Origin of the sequence: Pseudoalteromonas sp. DL-6 (genome assembly GCF_004328665.1) — a bacterium.
Lineage (GTDB): Bacteria > Pseudomonadota > Gammaproteobacteria > Enterobacterales > Alteromonadaceae > Pseudoalteromonas.
Genome location: NZ_CP019770.1, coordinates 210868 through 229567 on the forward strand (window position 1 = coordinate 210868; position 18700 = coordinate 229567).

Genomic DNA, 18700 nt, shown 5'->3' on the forward strand with positions numbered 1-18700 from the left:
AAAGCCGCTAGACTTTATAAACCATGCAATACAATCTTTTCCTCTAAAAGCGCAGCGCCTCTATCCGCTTTGTAGATAATTTACTTAAAAAATCTTTTCACAAAGAGGAGAAAATGAGAAGTCAATGAGGAAGGGGCGAAACAATTGAAATGTAAGGCTGCTGAGTTTATTGGTAGGGTATTTTTTTGTTGGGTTTCGCTTCGCTCAACCCAACCTACGTTTTCAATTACCTTATTGGAAATTACTTTTTGGCAGTAGAGTAATTTTGCCAAATACGCTGGCGTCTATAAATCCTCGGTTGCGGTCACCGTTCACTGGCTCTACTTCGTGTGAGCCCATGAAGTGTTCGCGCACTTCGCTGCCATCGTTATCGCAATAGGCGAGCATAAAACCAATAACGTGTTTTTCAGTTAATTTAAGTGGTGTATTTTGCGCGCCTTCTTGGAAATTATTTGGGTAGAGTTTTATTGCCACTTCCCAAGTGATGTTATAGGGCGCGGTGGTATTGCGTTTCCAGTTACTAACTAAGTGGTCGGTATATAAATGCGCTTTTTTATCAGGCCCATAATCGGCAGCTTGGTTATCAAGGCCAATATGATAAGCAAATGCTGTATGGTTAAATTGGTGATTACCGCCAGATGCGTCACTATCTATAAACACTTCTAAGGCATCATCGTCCCAGTATTTATCCGTTGGATCTGGGTGAGTATCAATAAGCACATCATCACTAATGTCTGCTTGTAAATACAAGTAGTTTTCATCCCACAAAAGACGATAGCGACCTTTAAAATCCTTGTCTGAGTCTGGTAGGGTGCCGTCCATTAAGTATGGCATATTATGCCAAGTGGCTTTGTCCCATGCACTTTCAGAAACCCCATCAATAGTAATAGCTGTTGGTGTATGACTAACGTCAATAGCCATGATTGGCTGGGTAAAAAGTAAGCTAAAAGCGAGTAGTGTTTTTTTCATTAATCATCTCATCAATTAAGGATGATTTAGCTTGGCTTAAATAGCAATCAAAAACAATCTCGTAGTCTATTTTTATACTAACTGATTGTGCCTGCTATGCTGTCTTTTAATGCGAGCATTAATAAATGCGCACTTTCTCCAGACATTTTAAAAGGATTAAAATCAATGGAGCCTGAAAACTTGAGATTCAGTGATTCGGTTACCTTAGATTGCGGTACATAGCCCATTGACCATTTTTCAAACTCTCTTTCAGGAATTTGGGTATAGTTGAGCATAATTACATTGTGGTGACGCTTGTCGTTTAATATTTGTTGGTAGGTATTATTTACAGCCGTTCTAGAGCCTTCAAGGCATTGTAAAAAGTAATCATTGCTAAAACATAACATGCCGGTGACGTTTGTTTTTACATTGTAGGTTCGGGCACTTTGTAAGATACTTTCTATATCTTCAGGCCCAAAACCACTACTTATTTTACTGGCGTAAATGAGTCGCACAAGAAACATAAAATCTCCTCACTATTTAGTTAATTAAACATAGTTCAGCAGAGAAGTTATTGCTAATTATGTAAATGACTGATTAAAGTTTAATACTTTCACCTTCATTTAAAATATACAGGGGTATTTTCGAGTCCATTTTTTTATGCATATGTAATAAACGCAGTAAAGCGGAGTGACTCGTGCGATCGCCCATTTTCCATGTTGAGTTACCATATCCCCAAGGTATCATTATTTTGCAGTTGAGCTCCTGTGCTGCTGTTAGAGCGTCTTCTGGGGTTGTATGAACGTAACGATACCAGTTAGGGTTATCTTCGCTGTAGTAAGACGCTATCGGCATTAAGCACACATCAATATCGCCATATTTTTGCTGTATATCGCTGAAGTGTTTTGAGTAGCCAGTGTCGCCTGCAAAAAATAAGGTGCTGCCATTTTGTTCAAGTAGCCAGCCATTCCACAGATCTTTATCGTTGTCTTCATAAATAAAGGGCACTAACACACGGCTGCTAAAGTGGTGTGCAGGTAGCGCATGAATAGTTAAATCATCAATTTTAGTACTTGCATACCATGCCATTTCGCTAATATTAAAGCCATCACTAGGAAAATTATCAGCCATGCCAAGAGGTGTTAAATAACGCGGTTGGCGGCCTATTTCCTCAATATCTGCTTTATTAAAATGATCGTAATGAAGGTGAGAGTAAATAACCGCATCTAAATGGGTAAGCTCGTCAGATGTTAGCCAATCGCCAGGTTGTCGATAAATACCACCTGCGAGCTTAAAGCCCAGTGCTACAGGTGAATCGAATTGCGCTTTTACAGGATCAAAGACCACTTGCTGCCCGTTAGGGGTGCTGATCATAAACCCCGCATGGCCTAGCCAACGAACGGTGTAATTTGTGTCTAGTTTTGGGTTTGGCTGTTTCTCTTGATACTGGCATTGTTCACCCTCGGTTTCGCAGAGAACGTTGATGTGTGCAGGATAACAATCATTTTCACAGCTGATAGGGTAGCTTTTTTTACCAGGATAAAGGTTATGATAGCGACCCCTATGCTCACCGTGTTGATTTAGTGGAACAAGGGTATCTGGACCTGCAATAACATTAACATTATTCGCTGTGCTACAGGCCACCAGAAGGCTGTAGACAAAGGTTAAACAGAGCGTATATAGTTTCATGGTTTTTAATTGTTATTTTTAACTTGCTGAAAGTGTAACAAAAGCGGGACATTAAAAAAGTATAAAAAGTAACAAAAATGTGTATAAAAAAGCCCGCTATTTTTAGCGGGCTTAGAGTAAATGCTAATACGCTTCTTAGGCTTTATTCATTTGCTCAATAAACTTATTTGAGTCTTCAATCGACTTATTCATGTCATTCATGAGTAACTGAATATCACGTTTTAAGTTAGTAAATTCCCCTTTAATAGCGGAAACTGCCTGTGCATTTAAGTTGTGTTTTAAATACAGTACATTATCTTTTAGTGATGACAGCACGGGTTCCATTTTACTTTCAGCACTGCGCATTGAGCGAAGTAACTGACTAAACTGGCGCTCAGTCGTCTGTAGCTTTTTATTACTCTCACGTTTTAATGAAGCGCTTTTGTATTGCTCTAGTTCATCACGCCATTCCTCAAACAACGCATCAGCAACATCCTCTACTTTATTGATATTGGTTGATACATCATTTGCAGCTTGCAGGCTGGATTCGTAATCATCATTGAGTTGATTGTAAGCATCTTGTAATTCGCCACCATCAAAATTAATTAACGTAGTAAGGCGTTCGAGTGCTGATTGAAATTCTTCTTGCGACTCTTGTTGTGAGTCTTTTGTTTCTTCAACGCGGTCAATTAAAATGTCACGTTTATGAACACCTACTTTTTCCATTGCCGAATAATAAGCAGACTGACAACCAGACAGCATCAGCATTAACGAGAGTATGGCTGTCCCTAATAATGTTTGTTTTTTCATCTGAATTCCTATTTACGAGTGTTAATGCTGTAAATTATGGCCTTGATTGTTATTATAATCAAAAGCTCACCAACAAAGTTAATTGTATGAATGATAAGCTCTCCCATTATAAACAGCAAGTTAAGGTGTTTCTAAAACAGCAACCAGGCTGGTGGATGCAATATTTAAATCGCTGTATAGACGATCAAATAACCATTAATGCAGGGTATTTAGCATACGTTACCTTGTTGTCGCTAGTTCCGTTGATAGCGGTTGGTGTAGCAATATTCTCTGCTTTTCCAGGGTTTGAATCCACCCGCTTAGCCATTGAAAGTTTTTTATTTACTAACTTTGTGCCGACTTCTTCCGATGTTATTAAAGAACATATTAGCTCGTTTGCTGGTAATGCTAATCAAATGACGGCGGTAGGTATTGGCTTTTTGGCAGCCATTGCCTTGCTACTTATTCGTAATGTAGATGCCACGCTAAACCGTATTTGGCGAGTAAAGAAAAAACGCCCAATGATGATATCGTTTGCTGTGTATTGGATGGTACTGAGTTTGGGGCCTGTACTACTGGGTGCGAGTATTGGTGTCACCTCTTATATTGTGTCACTAGTGTCGTTTGCCGATCAGGGGATCCCAGGGTTTAGTGGTTTCTTATTAAAGCTTCTACCGTATGCTATCTCTATGGCTGGTTTTATTATGTTGTATACCTTAGTACCGAATACGCGTGTTTCATTTAGGGCGGCTATTCCTGGTGCACTGTTTGCTGCATTGTTATTTGAGCTAACCAAAAAAGGCTTTGCTTTATATATTAGCCATTTTCCATCATATGAAGTGATTTATGGTGCGGTAGCGACCATTCCTATTTTGTTTGTATGGGTGTACTTGTCGTGGGTAGTGGTGCTACTAGGTGCTGAATTTACCGTGTGTATTAACATGCAACATTATAATAAAAAAGAGCAACAAGCAGAGGATAGTGAGTAAATGCAGGGGCTAATTCAACGGGTAACACACGCCAGTGTGGCAATAGAGCAACAGGTCGTTGGTGAAATAAAACAAGGTATTGTATTACTGCTAGGTATTGAAAAAGAAGACGATGAGCGTGTTGCTGATAAACTACTACACAAAGTCAGCAATTATCGAATTTTTAGTGATGAACACGATAAAATGAACCTCAGCCTGAAGGATATACAAGGCGAGCTATTAGTCATATCGCAATTTACACTTGCAGCTAATACCAAAAAAGGCATGCGTCCTAGTTTTTCATCGGCAGCCACACCAGACCAAGCGCAAGCATTATATAATTACTTTGTTGAGCAAGCCAAATTACTCGGTATTAAGGTCGCTACCGGTGTATTTGCAGCCGATATGCAGGTTAGTTTATGTAACGACGGTCCGGTTACCTTCAACTTAACCGCTTAAAGTGTTTTTTCAACAACCACAATGTGATTCACAAATCCGGTGATTTTTTTAATACTAACTGCTTCCCCAAACACGCGCTTAAGCACAAGTCGTAGCTGTGTAAGTTGGGAGGTATGTTGCGATAAAAAGTTAATAAATAAGATGCCCCGCTGAGCAAGCGCATCATAAATTGTTTGATAAAAACATAAATCAAATAAGAATCTAGGGGCGTCTAGTTCACTAAATAAATCTAAAATAATCCAATCTATATTCACCGCTGACTTTAAAACTGTTTGTGCGTCTTCACAGTAAATCTGCTCTTGTTCACCAAGGGCAAAAAATTCTTGATAACACTCAATTATATGAGGGTTTTTTTCTACTGAAGTCAGCTGCGCTTGAGGGAACTGTTCTAATAAGTAATTACGTATAGCACCGCCACCTAAACCAAGCTCAAGTATTTTTTTAGGCGCTGGCCGTTGCTGCCAAACTGTTGCCAAATAAGCAAGGTGAGGAAATAGTAATGTGTGCGGGTTCTCCATTAAAATCACCGATTGCAAGGTGTTGTTAATGAGTAGCCAACGCAGTTGTTGATGCTCTCGAACTTGTATATTTATGCCATGTTGATTATGCCAATAAAGTAACTGGCCTAGCGATGAACTATGCTCAATAAAGTGCCTGCTGATCAGGCCACTGCTATCATGGATATATTTATTCATGGTATTGAGCATAAACCAGCAGCGGTAAAGCGCAATCGGTTTTGTCATTAATTTTTTACAATAATTTATGAGAAACCAAAGTCGTATTTGCAGTTTTATCCAGATCGAGTATGGTGTTTTTCACAAAATGCACAGCGTAATATCTTTAATTTTTAATTTATGGAGTCCGTATGTTTCAAGTGAGCACCCCTCAAAGTAGTGAAGACTGGCAAGCCTATTATCAATTACGCTGGCAAGTTTTACGTGCACAATGGGGCGAACCTCGTGGTTCTGAGCAAGATGATTTAGAGCAAGAAGCTGAACATCGCTTTATTAAAAATAAAGCAGGTGAAGTATTGGGTGTAGCGCGTTTGCACTTTAATAACCAGCAACAAGCTCAAGTACGTTATATGGCGGTTGCAGAAGGTAACCGCAATCAACATATTGGTAGCCGCTTGTTACATGAACTCGAAAAAATAGCGTGGAATCAAGATGCTGATGAGTTGGTGCTGTTTGCTCGCGAACGTGCTCTGGAATTTTATCAGCGCCATGGCTACGAAAATAAAGAAAAAGCGCATTTAGCCTATGGTGATGTTCAGCATTATAAAATGGTTAAGCTTAAGCCGAGTGAACCAGGTTGGTTTCGTCACCCTAATTGGACTCAAGTACTGCAAAATACATGGCGTGAATCAATCCCTATTAGTGATGCAATGGGGATAAAAGTAGAAAGCTACACTGATTGGCAATTTACTACTCGGGCAGATTTAAATGCTAACTTAAACTTACACAACACCATGTTTGCGGGCTCTATTTATAGCCTAGCTACACTAACGGGTTGGGGAGCAACGTATTTAGCATTAAAAGAAGCCGGACTTGAGGGCAATATAGTGTTAGCCGATGCTAATATTAAATATTTAAAACCACTGAATACCGACCCTAAAGGCTGTGTTGATATTCAAACCTGTAAAGGTAACTTAATGGAGTTACAAGAGTCGGGTAAGGCGAGCTATTTAGTACCAGTAACCATTTTTGATGGTGACCAAGTAGTTGCCCAGTTTGAAGGGCAGTTTGTGGTTAAAAAGTGATAAAATAAACGAAAAAGCCAAGCGAGTTGCTTGGCTTTTTTTATAAGCATTTTTTACAGCAAGTCAGTTAGTAATATACCGACACCAAAGCGTTCAATGTCGGCGTTATAGTCTATTAAACTCTCGCCATAGCCATTAAAGTACTGCGCATAGCCGCGTACTCTTCCCCATAGAGGGAATGACCAATCAAGCTGAATTGCCCCGCGGTTATCTGAATTTAAATTATTACGAGTCATAAAACTAAATTCATGATCGTGAAAGCGATACGCGCCACCAAATTCAAAGTAACCCATGTATTTATAGATATCAGGGTTATCGTCACCTCGTGCATCTAACGGCGCGGGCTTTTTGTTTTCAGGAATGCGATACCAAGGTTTAAAGCTAAATACAAAGCCGTCTTTTTCCCAAATGAAATCGGCATAAATGCGATTCCAAGAACGCGAGTTTGGTTGACTACGACCATTAGATTGGTGCGAAATACCAATGGCTATTGCCATTTCATCGCCCCATAAAACGTTTTCAGGGTCTAAGTAATTAATCCAAAATACTTCTGGTTCGTAATTTGTCTCACGAAAAGGGGAGGAAATATCGTCGTTATATACTTGCCAGTATGACTGCAGCGTAAAGCCAAAAAATATGGCTTGGTCTGAGTCGGCAAACTCATCATATAAAGGCACTTTAATTGATAGCTGATATTTAGCTTCGAGGTTATCGAGAGGGTCACCATCTTTTTTATCAGTTAATTCTGCAAATCCATCAAACGGGCGAGTGTTTGGGTTCGACATATAAGAAACCGGTAAAATATAATTACGTTTATGCGGTGTAATTACATTACGATTTTTTTTACCAACCGCTTCACGGGCTTGGCGTTTGTCGATAGCCGTTAGCTGCTTGTTTTCCTCAACGGCAGAGCATTTTTCGCGTAATTGATCGAGAGTTTGTTTACCGTCTCCACCGATCACTTCATTTAAAATACATTGCTTAACCAGCTCAAGTTCATTGTTTTGCTCGTTTTTTACTGTTTCTTGTGCAATAACAGCAGTGCTTAGTAATGTTGAGAGTAGTATCCAGTGGCGCCAACTCATTATAATTCCTTTGTAAGTGAGGGAAGTAATATATTTGTGGTAATTATAACGCCTTTTTAACACATATACGGTGAACTTGTCCTGAACTTTAATATGGCAAAAAAGAAAAGCGACCTAGGTCGCTTTTACTGGATAACTAGCTAATAACGCGCTAGTTAGACTCTCACGCAATGAGAAGGGGTGAGCTAAAGCTCAAAAACGTTTGTAAAAAACTTATAAAGTTCAGTTCCTTGGTTCACACTGGCTGAGGCAAAGTGCAATATTGCAATCGCATCAAGATCAAAGCTTAATGTTTGCAGTGGTTGCTCGCTTAAGTAGCGTTCCATTCGCAGTATTTTTGCTATCGGTTCGCCCGCTTTAATGTGACCACCAAGCGGTGCTAGGTATTCAACCATGCCACCCATAGGCGCATAGTAAGCAATATAATCATTTAGTTGGCAGCCATATCTTGTCATCACTTTGGGCTTGTAGGGCGCATCAGCAAATACCTGTTTGTGATTAAGGTAACTTAAAATACTTTGAGCATCGTCAAGTGCCGCGCTTAAATCTATTTTCTCTTGGCTGCCAAGCTCTACCGTAAAGGCTTCAACTTGCACGTTAAATTCACGGCCTTGCTGAGCAAGTTGCTCGCTAAGTTGCCACCATGGACAAAAACTGGCTTCATCCATTGCGCCATCAAAGTCATTAGGGATCACTAGCACATGGGGAATATTAAAGTAACACGCACTTTCAGTGGCATATTCAGGGCAATATAAGTGCTGACTAGAAATAGGGCCGGTGTGTAAATCTAAAACAATATCAGCTTGATGCGCTAGTCTTTGTAAGTTTAGCGCTATGCGTTTACCCGTTGTTAAACGATAGTCTGGGCCATTAAGTTGTTGCTCAACGTCACTAATTAGCGCTGCTTTAAACGCTGTTTTTAGAATCTGATCATCGGCATCGCTATACTGCTTTGCAAACTGTGATGCAAGCTGATTATTACAGTGATACATACGATTCCAATTTGTGCCGGTAATAGGATCGAATCGGCCAAGCGTAAATTCGCCTGACTTTTGATTACAGCCAATGGGGTTAGCGTAGGGAACTAAGGTAATATCACCTTTTAAATTAAGGTTTTTTAGCTGTTCAAGTAGCTGATAAATAACCGCGTTACCTTGCACTTCGGCGCCATGCATATTAGCTTGTATATACACACTTGGGCCCGTGCCATCGCCTTTTAAACGATACACAGGAATGGTCAGTGGTAGGCCATTTGCTACTTCACCAACTACAATGTTTTCTTGGCTTATAGCTGTGGTGTTATTCATCTTTTTTACCTCAAGTAGTGGCTTGCATCTTCTGCTTGGCGAATACAGTTGATTTCGCCATGGTGTATAACATATTCACCGGCCAGTTCATGACATAAAAAGTACGGCATGCTTTCGGTAAAACCATAAGCACCGCATTGACTAAACACCAGCCAGTCATGTTCATTTAAATCGCCCGGCAATTGGTGCTCCCCTAAGCAATCCAGCGCGGTACATAATGGCCCATATAGGCTCATTGATTGGTTTACTGCGTTTGAATCTCGTAATAAACGCGCAGGGAAATTTTGACTGGTGACCGCTGGGCGCAATAAATGATTAATACCGCCGCTCATAATCACCTGTTGTTGACTGTAGTTTAATTTGCGTTCAACCACAGGTGTGGCGTAGTGGCCGCATTCGCCGACAGCATAGCGACCTAGTTCCATCCACAGCTCTTTAACACCCGCATCGCGTTTAATTTTTGCAAGGGCTGCTATTAATGCATCCCAGCTTAAAGTCGGATCATTAAGGGTGTAAGGAATACCTAAGCCGCCACCTAAATCCAGAATATTAAGGTTAATACTTAAATGCTCAGCAAGTTGCCTTAACGGCGCAATCATTTGCGCCCACAGATCGGCAAGTTTGTCGCTGCTGAGCATGTTACCCCACTGAAAAATATGTAGGCCATCAAAGCTCAGTGCTGTGTAGTCATTAGTATTTAGCGATTGCCATTCATCGCAGCCAAGCCCAAATGGGGTGAGGCTGTCGCCACCTAGTGGGTTTTTATCACCCTCGGGCCAGCGTAATTGAACACGCAGCAAAACCTGTAACTGACACTGCTGGGCAATCGCTTGCTCGTTGAGCCAACGTACCTGATTGAGACTTTCGGCCACAAAGGTACGTACGCCACGCGCAATAAAGTGCTTAATTTGTTTAGGGCTTTTTGCAGGCCCCGTGTTGAGCACGCGTTCACTGTTAATTCCTTGGGCAAGTACTTGCTCAAGCTCGCCTTTACTGGCGACATCAAAGTTAAAACCAGCGTTATCTAAGCGATGGATCACGCTAGATAACGGGTTCGCTTTAACTGCATACCAGAGTTTTACCTCGGTTTGTGCCACTAAACGGGTTAAATGTGTGTTCAATGAATCAAGATCATAAACAAAAAAGGGCGTATCAAGTTGGCTTGCTAGCTTATCAATAGCGCTTTTAACGGGCGTGCTCAAAAAGGTCATTAACGTAAAACCTCTTCCAGAAGTAATGATGCGTCACTTTGCTCGTCACGGTATTTAACAATTAAGGCACACGACATACTTAAGCCTTGAGCACGTGCCCAGTCGTTTGACGCAGGGCGAGAACCTGGGATCACAATCGCATATTCAGGGATTGCTTCGCCTTTATCAAGCTGGCGCTCATTAACGCAGTCATAAACAGGGATGGTTGCAGATAAGCGAACACCTGGGGCAAGTACCGCGCCTTTTTTAACCACCACGCCTTCAACAATCACACAGCCTGCACCGATGAATGCATCGTCTTCTATGACCACAGGGTTGGCGCCAATAGGCTCAAGTACCCCGCCTAATTGTACCGCAGCGCTCAAATGAACATTTTTACCCACTTGCGCACATGAGCCAACCAATGCGTGGCTATCTACCATAGTCCCCTCGTCAATAAAGGCGCCAATATTTACGTACGCAGGTGGCATAATAATAGTGCCTTTGGCGACATGTGCACCACGACGTACACTTGAACCACCTGGCACCATGCGAACGCCTGCTGTGGCTTCAAAGCATTGCGGCGCTAGATTATGTTTATCAACAAAGCCACCAGGAAACTCCATGTTAGTGCCGTTTTTAAACGCCTCTAAAATGCCTTGCTTTACTTCTACGTTAGCGTGCCATTGGCCGTTTTCGTCTTGTGTTGCTGCGCGAACTGCGCCCGTTTCTAAATTATTTAATAGTTCTAACCAGCTCATTATAAAAACCTGTATTTAATGCCAAGATAAAATGGTGTTGTTTGCCGATGAAATGTCATCTGTGTGTGTCAGCTCAAGGTGTGTTAAAGGTGGACGTAAATGCGGACTGCTAATACGCCCTTGTAAATGCATTAACACTTTGACTGGGATAGGGTTTGCTACTGAAAATAAGCTATTGATAGCGCTAGACCACTGGGCAAAAAGATTAGGGTGTTGGCCGCTTAAACTGCGCTTTACAAACTCATGAGTTTGCACTGGCCATGCATTGGCTGCAACCGACACTAAACCTTTTGCACCTGCTTGGGCAAAATAAGGCATGAGGGCATCGTCACCACTAAAAATGGCTAATTCAGGCGCTGCTTGTCGATAGGCTTCAAATTGAGAAATACAGCCACTGGCCTCTTTAAGTGCCCATAAATTTTTATGTTGTTTGAGGTTTTCAATGGTTGCAATAGGAATGCTAACCGCGCTACGTCCTGGCACATTATAAAGCATACAAGGGTGAGAACTGGCATCTAGCAGGCTTTCAAACCAATGCGTTTGCCCCAGTGCGCCTGGTTTGGCGTACAAAGGTGATCCAAGTAAAAAACCATGAATAGGCAGTTGGTTGCAGTAGTTAACCCATTCAAGCTGCTGCTTTAAGTTACTACCACCGACTGCAACCATAAGCGGGACGCTCGGCTGTAATTGGCAGACATGCTCTACGATGGCTTGCTGCTCTTTTAGGGTAAGGGCTAACCCTTCGCCAGTGCTACCAAGTAATAAAATGCCATTGTTAGCGGCTTCTTGCTCGGCCACCAAGGTATTTAAGGTTGCGTAATCAACTAGGCCATTTTGATCAAATGGGGTGATCAGTGCAGTCCATAAATGGAAATTGTTAATATTGAAGTTGTTGATCATCTCTCACGAACTTATAGGGCATTCGTCGAGTTATTGGCGGGTATTTAGGGTGCCGGACTCTTTGAATGTATTTATAATTCGAAGAGCGAATGGGCTTAAATAATAAGGCGCACGGCCTTATTATACTAAGACCAGAAGCTCTCCACCAAATATGTTATTGGTGACAGTCGCTAGGATTCAACCTAGTCGCCCGAAGTAACCTTTCACAAAAAAGTATTACCTCTCGGCGTTAATTCCCCTCACGTATGCTCAATGGAGTTTGCGCTCCTAACATACGCTACCTGAATAACGCACCTCTTCCAGCCCTTTGCACTTGCTATTGAAAAATCAATCAGCAAATACAATGTAATAGGGTAAGTGTGGCGATTAAACCACTTTAGCCGTCTAGGTGTCAAGTGACTAAATACAGATAGATTCATCCCAATTGACAGTTATTACGTATTGGCTACTTTTCTCGTACACTAGCCTCATAGCAGAAGTAAGGTATTAAGCAGATGGAAAAATTTAGCGATATTTATAAGCGTGCAGTAGAGCGAAAGGGCTCTGAAAAAATGCTTAAATTATTACTCGCAAAACCTTTATCAACAAAGCAACTCGTCACATTAAGTGATGATGATTGGCTAGAAGAATTTACGCGGAAGGTTTTTCAAAGTGGTTTTTATTGGTCGGTGATCAACAGTAAATGGGCCGGATTTAGAGAGGTTTTTTGGGATTTCAGTGTTGAAAAACTATTGATGATGCCACCAGACATGTTAGAGCAAAAAGCCAGTGATGAGCGGATTGTACGCAATTATAAAAAAGTAAAAACCATTACTGAAAATGCGTATATGATCCACGAGGTTGCAGCGCAACACGGCAGCTTTAGTCAGTTTATTGCTAACTGGCCAAGTGAGGATATTATTGGCTTGTGGGCCTATTTAAAAAAGCATGGTGCGAGGCTTGGTGGTAATACCGGTCCTTATGCGTTGCGTGCCTTAGGAAAAGATACTTTTTTACTTTCAAGGGATGTAGAGAGCTATTTGCGTGCCCATAAAATTATAGACGGTGGCTTACAAACTAAAAAGTCACTGATTGCAGCGCAGGCATTCTTCAATGAGCTACAGCAACAAAGCGGCTTAAGTATGCAAGAGCTAAGCTTAATTGTCGCTTATGGTGTCGGCGATAACCGTGTAGGTATAAGCCAACAACAACAGGATTAAACATGAAATTAGTGCCAAGGTATACCGACATTGGTGAGGGGTTTGCAATTAGCGATCATCCAGCCAAGGTGGCAGCGCCACAATTATTGTTATGGAATGAGCCCTTAGCCGAACAATTTAATATACAAGTGAATGCTGATTCTCGGGCAAGTGTATTCAGCGGTAATGAGCCCCAAGCTGTTTCTGCAGTTGCACTTGGGTATTCGGGGCATCAGTTTGGTCACTTTTCTCCGCGCTTAGGAGACGGGCGAGCGCATTTACTTGGCGCGATCAGTGATGATAAAAACCAGCTTTGGGATGTGCAGTTAAAAGGCGCTGGCGCTACGCCATTTTCGCGTGGTGGCGATGGGCGCTGTGCATTAGGCCCTGCTATTCGCGAGTACGTAATGAGCGAAGCAATGTACGCGCTTGGTATTCCAACTACGCGTTGTTTAGCCGTGGTTGGTAGTGGCGAAACCGTTTATCGTAACCCGCCTCAACCTGGCGCTATTGTAACGCGACTCGCGAGTAGTCATATTCGAGTGGGGTCGTTTCAATATTTAGCCACCCAAGGCGATGTTACCAGTTTAAAAAACTTAGCCGACTTAGCCATTCAAAGACATTACCCTGAAATTAACAGCACTGGCGCCCAGCGTTACTTGGATTTTTTAGCGGCGGTGATTAGTCGTCAGGTTAACTTAGTCATAAGCTGGATGAGGGTGGGATTTATTCATGGGGTAATGAATACCGACAACACCTTAATTAGTGGTGAAACCATAGATTACGGCCCATGTGCCATGATGAACCAGTTTGATTTTGATACCGTGTTTAGCTCTATTGATAAGCAAGGACGATACGCATTTGGCAATCAGCCAAACATGGCGAGTTGGAACTGCGCTCGCTTAGCAGAGAGTTTAATGGCACTAATAAGTGACGATGATGAGCAAGCTGTAGCAATGCTGACACCTATCATTGCAGACTTTTCGACCCAATTTAATCAACAGTTTAGCACCATGTGGGTACAAAAGTTAGGACTAAAAGCATCATCTTATGAGCAACACAATGAGCTGGTGGGAGAGTTACTTGGATTACTTAAAGAGCACCAGCTAGATTACACTAATACCTTTGATGCACTCACTGAATCGTTAAATGGTCAGAGTAAAATACCGCTAGCACTTGGTGAGTGGGTAAAGCAGTGGCAGGCACACACAGATGAGCATAGCTATCAGGTGATGCGACAAGCCAACCCAAGTGTTATTCCACGTAATCATATTATTGAAGAGATTATTTCTCAGTACATAACACAGGGTGAAAGTGAGATGCTTACACGATTTTTTGATGTGTTAGCAACCCCTTATGCGAGCCATGGGCAAGCCAGTGAGTTTAAAGAAGCTCCGAAAGATGATAAGAATTACCGTACTTTTTGTGGTACTTAAGTATGGTTTTATGAGTTTGGGAATGAACATAAAAGGTCATTTTTTACCCTGGCGATGTTCATTCATAGAGCAAACTATGAACGGGTGATACCATAATACCCACAAAGGCCAGTGATCGTATGGGGTTTAAAGCGATTGTTTGCTATTTGGACTAGTATTGGTTGATCAACACTTTTATAGGCTAATTTAATTATCTTGAGATATTAAAAATATATTCTACGTTAAGTATTGATTAACAAAGGCTAAGCTATTGTATAGATAAGTTAGAAGAGCTAGCAATGTTTAGCTACATTTTTTAGTTGTTAAAATGGGAAGAAAACAATGAAATTAAAATCACTTACAATTGCCATTGCGTTAGCTGCAACTAGCGCATCTACTTTTGCTGCCGAGCAAGAAGGTTTTTACATCGGCGCATTTGGCGACTACTACGATGCTTCATGGAAAAACATGCGTGAGCAAGCTGGCCTTGACGTGAATGAGTCAACAGGTTGGGGTGCTGAATTAGGTTACCGCTTTAATGATTACTGGAGCGCGCGTTTAGAGTACGCAGATCTAGACTTCAATGCTCATGACAAAGTGCTTAACAATCGCAACGATATTGACGGCGAACGTTACGGTATCGATGCGCTTTACCACTTTGGTGGCGGTCCTTTTTACGGTTTATTCGGTCTGAAAGATATTGATGTTGTTGATGACAACACGTTTGTAAACGCAGGTGTAGGTTACCGACACTTTGTTACAGACAACTTCTTTGTAAATGCTGAAACCAGCGTTTACCAAGGTTTAGACAAAGGCTACACAGATGTTGGCGCAAAATTAGGTATTAACTACTTCTTTGGCCAAAAATCAGCGCCAGTAGCAGTGGTTGAGCCAGCACCTGAGCCAGAAATTGTTCCAGTACCAGTAACACCTGTAGACACTGACAAAGACAGTATTCCAGATATTGATGATAAATGTGCTAACACACCGATGACAGATGCGGTTGATAGCGATGGCTGTACACTTTATGAAGATACTGAAGTAACAGTAAGCTTGTTAGTGACATTCCCTAACAATGATTCATCTGTATCTAATCAATACTTAAATGATATTGATGCAGTGGCTTCTTTCTTGAACGATCACCCTGATACAACAGTATTACTTGAAGGTCACACTTCAGAAGTAGGTAAAGCATCTTACAACAAGTGGTTATCTAAAAAACGTGCTGATGCAGTAGCTAAAAAGCTAATTGCTGATGGTATTGCAGAAGATCGCATTACAACAGCTGGTTTAGGTGAAGAGCGTCTTAAAAATCCAGCAAATACGGCAGAAGCTCACGCTGAAAACCGTCGCGTTGAAGCAAAAGTAAAATCTATTAAACGTGTAAAAGTACTACGTTAATAGTTTTATAATTGAGTAAAAACCCAGCTTAGGCTGGGTTTTTTTATGCCAGTAATAGGTATTCATGAAAGTTGATTTTACTTAACCTACTATTCATATTATTAATAATGGATATAACTAGTTGCCCAGGTGGATGGATTTTAATCTATACATAAAAGCTTTATAATTGAGCGTTAGAATACTATAAGTATTGGGCTATAGTGTATTTTGTAAACACTACCGAATACTTTCACGTCACCAAGAGGGCAATACTGTGCTACAAGAATATCGTAAACACGTAGAAGAACGTGCCGCGTTAGGTATCGTACCAGCGCCATTAGATGCTCAGCAAACGGCTGATCTTATTGAGCTAATTAAAACTCCACCGGCAGGCGAAGAAGAATTCGTCCTAGAACTACTAATCAACCGTGTACCACCGGGTGTTGATGATGCAGCCTATATTAAAGCTGGGTTTTTAGCGGCAGTTGCAAAAGGTGAAGCAGTCTCTCCACTTCTCTCTAAAGAAAAAGCAGCTGAATTGCTAGGTACTATGCTTGGTGGATACAATATCGCGCCAATGGTTGACCTACTTGATGACGAAGCGTTAGCGCCAATCGTAGTTAAGGGCCTCGCAAACACTTTATTAATGTTTGATGCGTTTTACGATGTAGAAGAAAAAGCAAAAGCAGGTAATACATACGCCAAACAAATTATTGAGTCTTGGGCTGCCGCAGAATGGTTTACTAATAAGCCAGCTGTTGCTGAAAAAATCTCGGTTACTGTATTTAAAGTCACTGGTGAGACAAACACTGATGACTTATCACCCGCTCCAGATGCATGGTCACGCCCTGATATCCCACTTCACGCACTAGCGATGCTTAAAACAGAACGTGATGGTATTAACCCTGATAAAAACGGTGAAGTAGGTCCTGTCACTCAACTTGAAGAATTAAAAACTAAAGGGTTACCACTTGCTTACGTAGGTGATGTTGTTGGTACCGGGTCTTCACGTAAATCTGCTACTAACTCCGTGCTTTGGTTTATGGGTGCTGACATCCCATTTGTCCCAAATAAGCGCGTAGGTGGTGTCTGTTTAGGTAACAAGATTGCGCCTATCTTTTTCAATACAATGGAAGACTCGGGTGCATTACCAATCGAATTAAATGTTGATGAATTCAACATGGGTGATCAAATAGATATTTACCCTTATGAAGGTGTTGTTAAGCGCCACGGTACTGATGACGTGATCTCTACGTTTGCACTTAAATCAGAGGTCATTCTTGATGAGGTTCGTGCTGGTGGTCGTATTCCACTGATCATTGGTCGCGGCCTTACAGACAAAGCACGTACGTCTCTAGGTTTAGGTGCAACTGACGTATTTAAAGTACCCGCGGTAACTGAAGTATCAGATAAAGGCTTTACACTTGCGCAAAAAATGGTGGGTAAAGCATGTAACGTTGCCGGTATTCGTCCAGGCCAATATTGTGAACCTAAAATGACCACGGTTGGCTCGCAAGATACCACCGGTCCTATGACACGTGATGAGCTTAAAGATTTAGCCTGTTTAGGTTTCTCTGCAGATTTAACTATGCAGTCTTTTTGTCATACATCGGCTTACCCTAAACCAATTGACGTAAACACGCATCATACACTTCCTGATTTTATTATGAACCGTGGCGGTGTATCGCTTCGTCCAGGTGATGGTGTAATTCACTCATGGTTGAACCGTATGTTATTGCCAGACACCGTAGGTACCGGTGGTGATTCGCATACGCGTTTCCCATTAGGTATTTCATTTCCTGCGGGTTCGGGTGCGGTCGCATTTGCAGCAGCAACGGGTGTTATGCCACTTGATATGCCTGAATCGATTTTGGTTCGCTTTAAAGGTGAAATGCAACCAGGTATCACGTTACGTGATCTTGTTCATGCTATCCCTTACTACGGTATTAAAGAAGGCCTATTAACGGTTGAGAAGAAAGGCAAAATCAACGAATTCTCTGGCCGTATTCTAGAAATTGAAGGGGTTGAGCACTTAACCGTTGAGCAAGCATTTGAACTATCAGATGCATCAGCAGAGCGTTCAGCCGCAGGTTGTACTGTTAAGCTTTCTAAAGAGTCGATCAGCGAATACCTTGAGTCTAACATTGTTATGCTTAAGTGGATGATTTCTGAAGGTTACGGTGATGTACGTACGATTGAACGCCGCATTACTGCAATGCAAGAATGGCTAGCTAATCCAGAACTAATGGAAGCGGACAAAGATGCAGAGTACAAGCATGTGCTTGAAATCGACTTAGCCGAGATTAAAGAGCCAGTACTGTGTGCGCCAAATGATCCAGATGATGCGCGTTTACTATCTGACGTTACAGGTGAGAAAATTGATGAGGTATTTATCGGTTCTTGTATGACTAACATTGGTCACTTCCGTGCAGCAGGTAAATTACTCGATGGTTTTACAGGTCGTATCCCAACACAGCTTTGGGTTGCACCACCAACGAAAATGGACAAAGACCAACTTACAGACGAGGGTTACTACGGTATCTTTGGTCGTGTTGGAGCACGTATTGAAACGCCAGGGTGTTCATTGTGTATGGGTAACCAAGCACGTGTTGCAGATAAAGCAACGGTTGTGTCTACTTCCACACGTAACTTCCCTAACCGTTTAGGCACAGGCGCAAACGTATTCTTAGCTTCAGCAGAGCTGGCAGCAGTAGCGGCAATTTTAGGTAAATTACCTACACCTGCTGAGTACCAAGAATATGCAGCGAAAATCAATGCAACGGCAGCAGATACCTACCGTTACTTGAACTTCCACCGTATGCCTCAGTACACTAAAAAAGCAGACAACGTAATTATTCAACAAGCTGTATAATTTATAGAGTTTGTTTAAAAA

Annotated in this window: 17 protein-coding genes and 1 riboswitch; of the genes, 7 read left to right on the forward strand and 10 right to left on the reverse strand. The window is 41.7% G+C overall.

What is annotated here, in order from left to right; translation table 11 throughout:
- Window positions 1-231: 231 nt before the first annotated feature.
- The 4 genes from B1F84_RS01015 to B1F84_RS01030 form a co-directional block, all read right to left on the reverse strand.
- The gene (locus B1F84_RS01015; protein ID WP_131690312.1) at window positions 232-969 is read right to left on the reverse strand and encodes a CBM9 family sugar-binding protein; all 738 of its coding nucleotides are present in this window, start codon (window positions 967-969) and stop codon (window positions 232-234) included.
- 77 nt (window positions 970-1046) lie between these two features.
- Entirely contained in the window at window positions 1047-1472 is a 426-nt protein-coding gene (locus B1F84_RS01020; RefSeq protein ID WP_131690313.1) for a BLUF domain-containing protein, read from the reverse strand.
- A 73-nt stretch (window positions 1473-1545) separates the two neighbouring features.
- Window positions 1546-2637 carry an MBL fold metallo-hydrolase gene (locus B1F84_RS01025; protein WP_131690314.1) on the reverse strand — a complete coding sequence of 364 codons (1092 nt, stop codon included), beginning with the start codon at window positions 2635-2637 and terminating at the stop codon, window positions 1546-1548.
- Between the two features lie 135 nt (window positions 2638-2772).
- A complete protein-coding gene (locus B1F84_RS01030; protein WP_131690315.1) occupies window positions 2773-3426 on the reverse strand; it encodes a DUF2959 domain-containing protein in 654 nt (217 codons plus the stop codon).
- Between the two features lie 86 nt (window positions 3427-3512).
- On the opposite strand from B1F84_RS01030, the gene B1F84_RS01035 reads away from it, so the two are divergent.
- Window positions 3513-4394, forward strand: a complete 882-nt coding sequence (locus tag B1F84_RS01035; protein WP_036984554.1) for a virulence factor BrkB family protein — start codon at window positions 3513-3515, stop codon at window positions 4392-4394.
- A complete protein-coding gene (gene dtd, locus B1F84_RS01040) occupies window positions 4395-4832 on the forward strand; it encodes a D-aminoacyl-tRNA deacylase (RefSeq protein WP_131690316.1) in 438 nt (145 codons plus the stop codon).
- Here the strand turns inward: dtd and B1F84_RS01045 are convergent.
- Window positions 4829-5575, reverse strand: a complete 747-nt coding sequence (locus B1F84_RS01045) for a fused MFS/spermidine synthase (protein WP_131690317.1) — start codon at window positions 5573-5575, stop codon at window positions 4829-4831. The genes dtd and B1F84_RS01045 overlap by 4 nt on opposite strands.
- Window positions 5576-5697: 122 nt before the next feature.
- Between B1F84_RS01045 and B1F84_RS01050 the strand changes: the two genes are divergently transcribed.
- The gene (locus tag B1F84_RS01050) at window positions 5698-6591 is read left to right on the forward strand and encodes a bifunctional GNAT family N-acetyltransferase/hotdog fold thioesterase (protein ID WP_131690318.1); all 894 of its coding nucleotides are present in this window, start codon (window positions 5698-5700) and stop codon (window positions 6589-6591) included.
- A gap of 53 nt (window positions 6592-6644) precedes the next feature.
- Here the strand turns inward: B1F84_RS01050 and B1F84_RS01055 are convergent, their stop codons facing one another.
- From B1F84_RS01055 to dapA, 5 genes are all read right to left on the reverse strand, one after another.
- Window positions 6645-7676, reverse strand: a complete 1032-nt coding sequence (locus tag B1F84_RS01055) for a phospholipase A (RefSeq protein ID WP_131690319.1) — start codon at window positions 7674-7676, stop codon at window positions 6645-6647.
- A 185-nt stretch (window positions 7677-7861) separates the two neighbouring features.
- Window positions 7862-8983 carry a succinylglutamate desuccinylase/aspartoacylase family protein gene (locus B1F84_RS01060; RefSeq protein ID WP_131690320.1) on the reverse strand — a complete coding sequence of 374 codons (1122 nt, stop codon included), beginning with the start codon at window positions 8981-8983 and terminating at the stop codon, window positions 7862-7864.
- A gap of 5 nt (window positions 8984-8988) precedes the next feature.
- On the reverse strand, window positions 8989-10194 hold the full coding sequence (locus B1F84_RS01065) for a PLP-dependent decarboxylase (protein WP_131690321.1): 1206 nt from the start codon (window positions 10192-10194) through the stop codon (window positions 8989-8991).
- Entirely contained in the window at window positions 10194-10934 is a 741-nt protein-coding gene (locus tag B1F84_RS01070; protein WP_131690322.1) for a 2,3,4,5-tetrahydropyridine-2,6-dicarboxylate N-succinyltransferase, read from the reverse strand. Before B1F84_RS01070 ends, B1F84_RS01065 begins: the two co-directional genes overlap by 1 nt.
- Before the next feature lie 15 nt (window positions 10935-10949).
- Entirely contained in the window at window positions 10950-11834 is an 885-nt protein-coding gene (gene dapA, locus B1F84_RS01075; RefSeq protein WP_131690323.1) for a 4-hydroxy-tetrahydrodipicolinate synthase, read from the reverse strand.
- 127 nt (window positions 11835-11961) lie between these two features.
- Window positions 11962-12141, reverse strand: a riboswitch (Lysine riboswitch).
- 187 nt (window positions 12142-12328) lie between these two features.
- Here dapA and B1F84_RS01080 point away from each other — a divergent pair.
- The 4 genes from B1F84_RS01080 to acnB all read left to right on the forward strand — a co-directional run bounded on the left by B1F84_RS01080 (window position 12329) and on the right by acnB (window position 18679).
- On the forward strand, window positions 12329-13033 hold the full coding sequence (locus B1F84_RS01080) for a DNA-3-methyladenine glycosylase I (protein WP_131690324.1): 705 nt from the start codon (window positions 12329-12331) through the stop codon (window positions 13031-13033).
- Between the two features lie 2 nt (window positions 13034-13035).
- Window positions 13036-14448, forward strand: a complete 1413-nt coding sequence (locus B1F84_RS01085; protein WP_076919460.1) for a protein adenylyltransferase SelO family protein — start codon at window positions 13036-13038, stop codon at window positions 14446-14448.
- A 321-nt stretch (window positions 14449-14769) separates the two neighbouring features.
- Entirely contained in the window at window positions 14770-15828 is a 1059-nt protein-coding gene (locus B1F84_RS01090) for an OmpA family protein (protein ID WP_008468790.1), read from the forward strand.
- A 253-nt stretch (window positions 15829-16081) separates the two neighbouring features.
- The gene (gene acnB / locus B1F84_RS01095) at window positions 16082-18679 is read left to right on the forward strand and encodes a bifunctional aconitate hydratase 2/2-methylisocitrate dehydratase (protein WP_131690325.1); all 2598 of its coding nucleotides are present in this window, start codon (window positions 16082-16084) and stop codon (window positions 18677-18679) included.
- The last annotated feature ends 21 nt before the right edge of the window (window positions 18680-18700 follow it).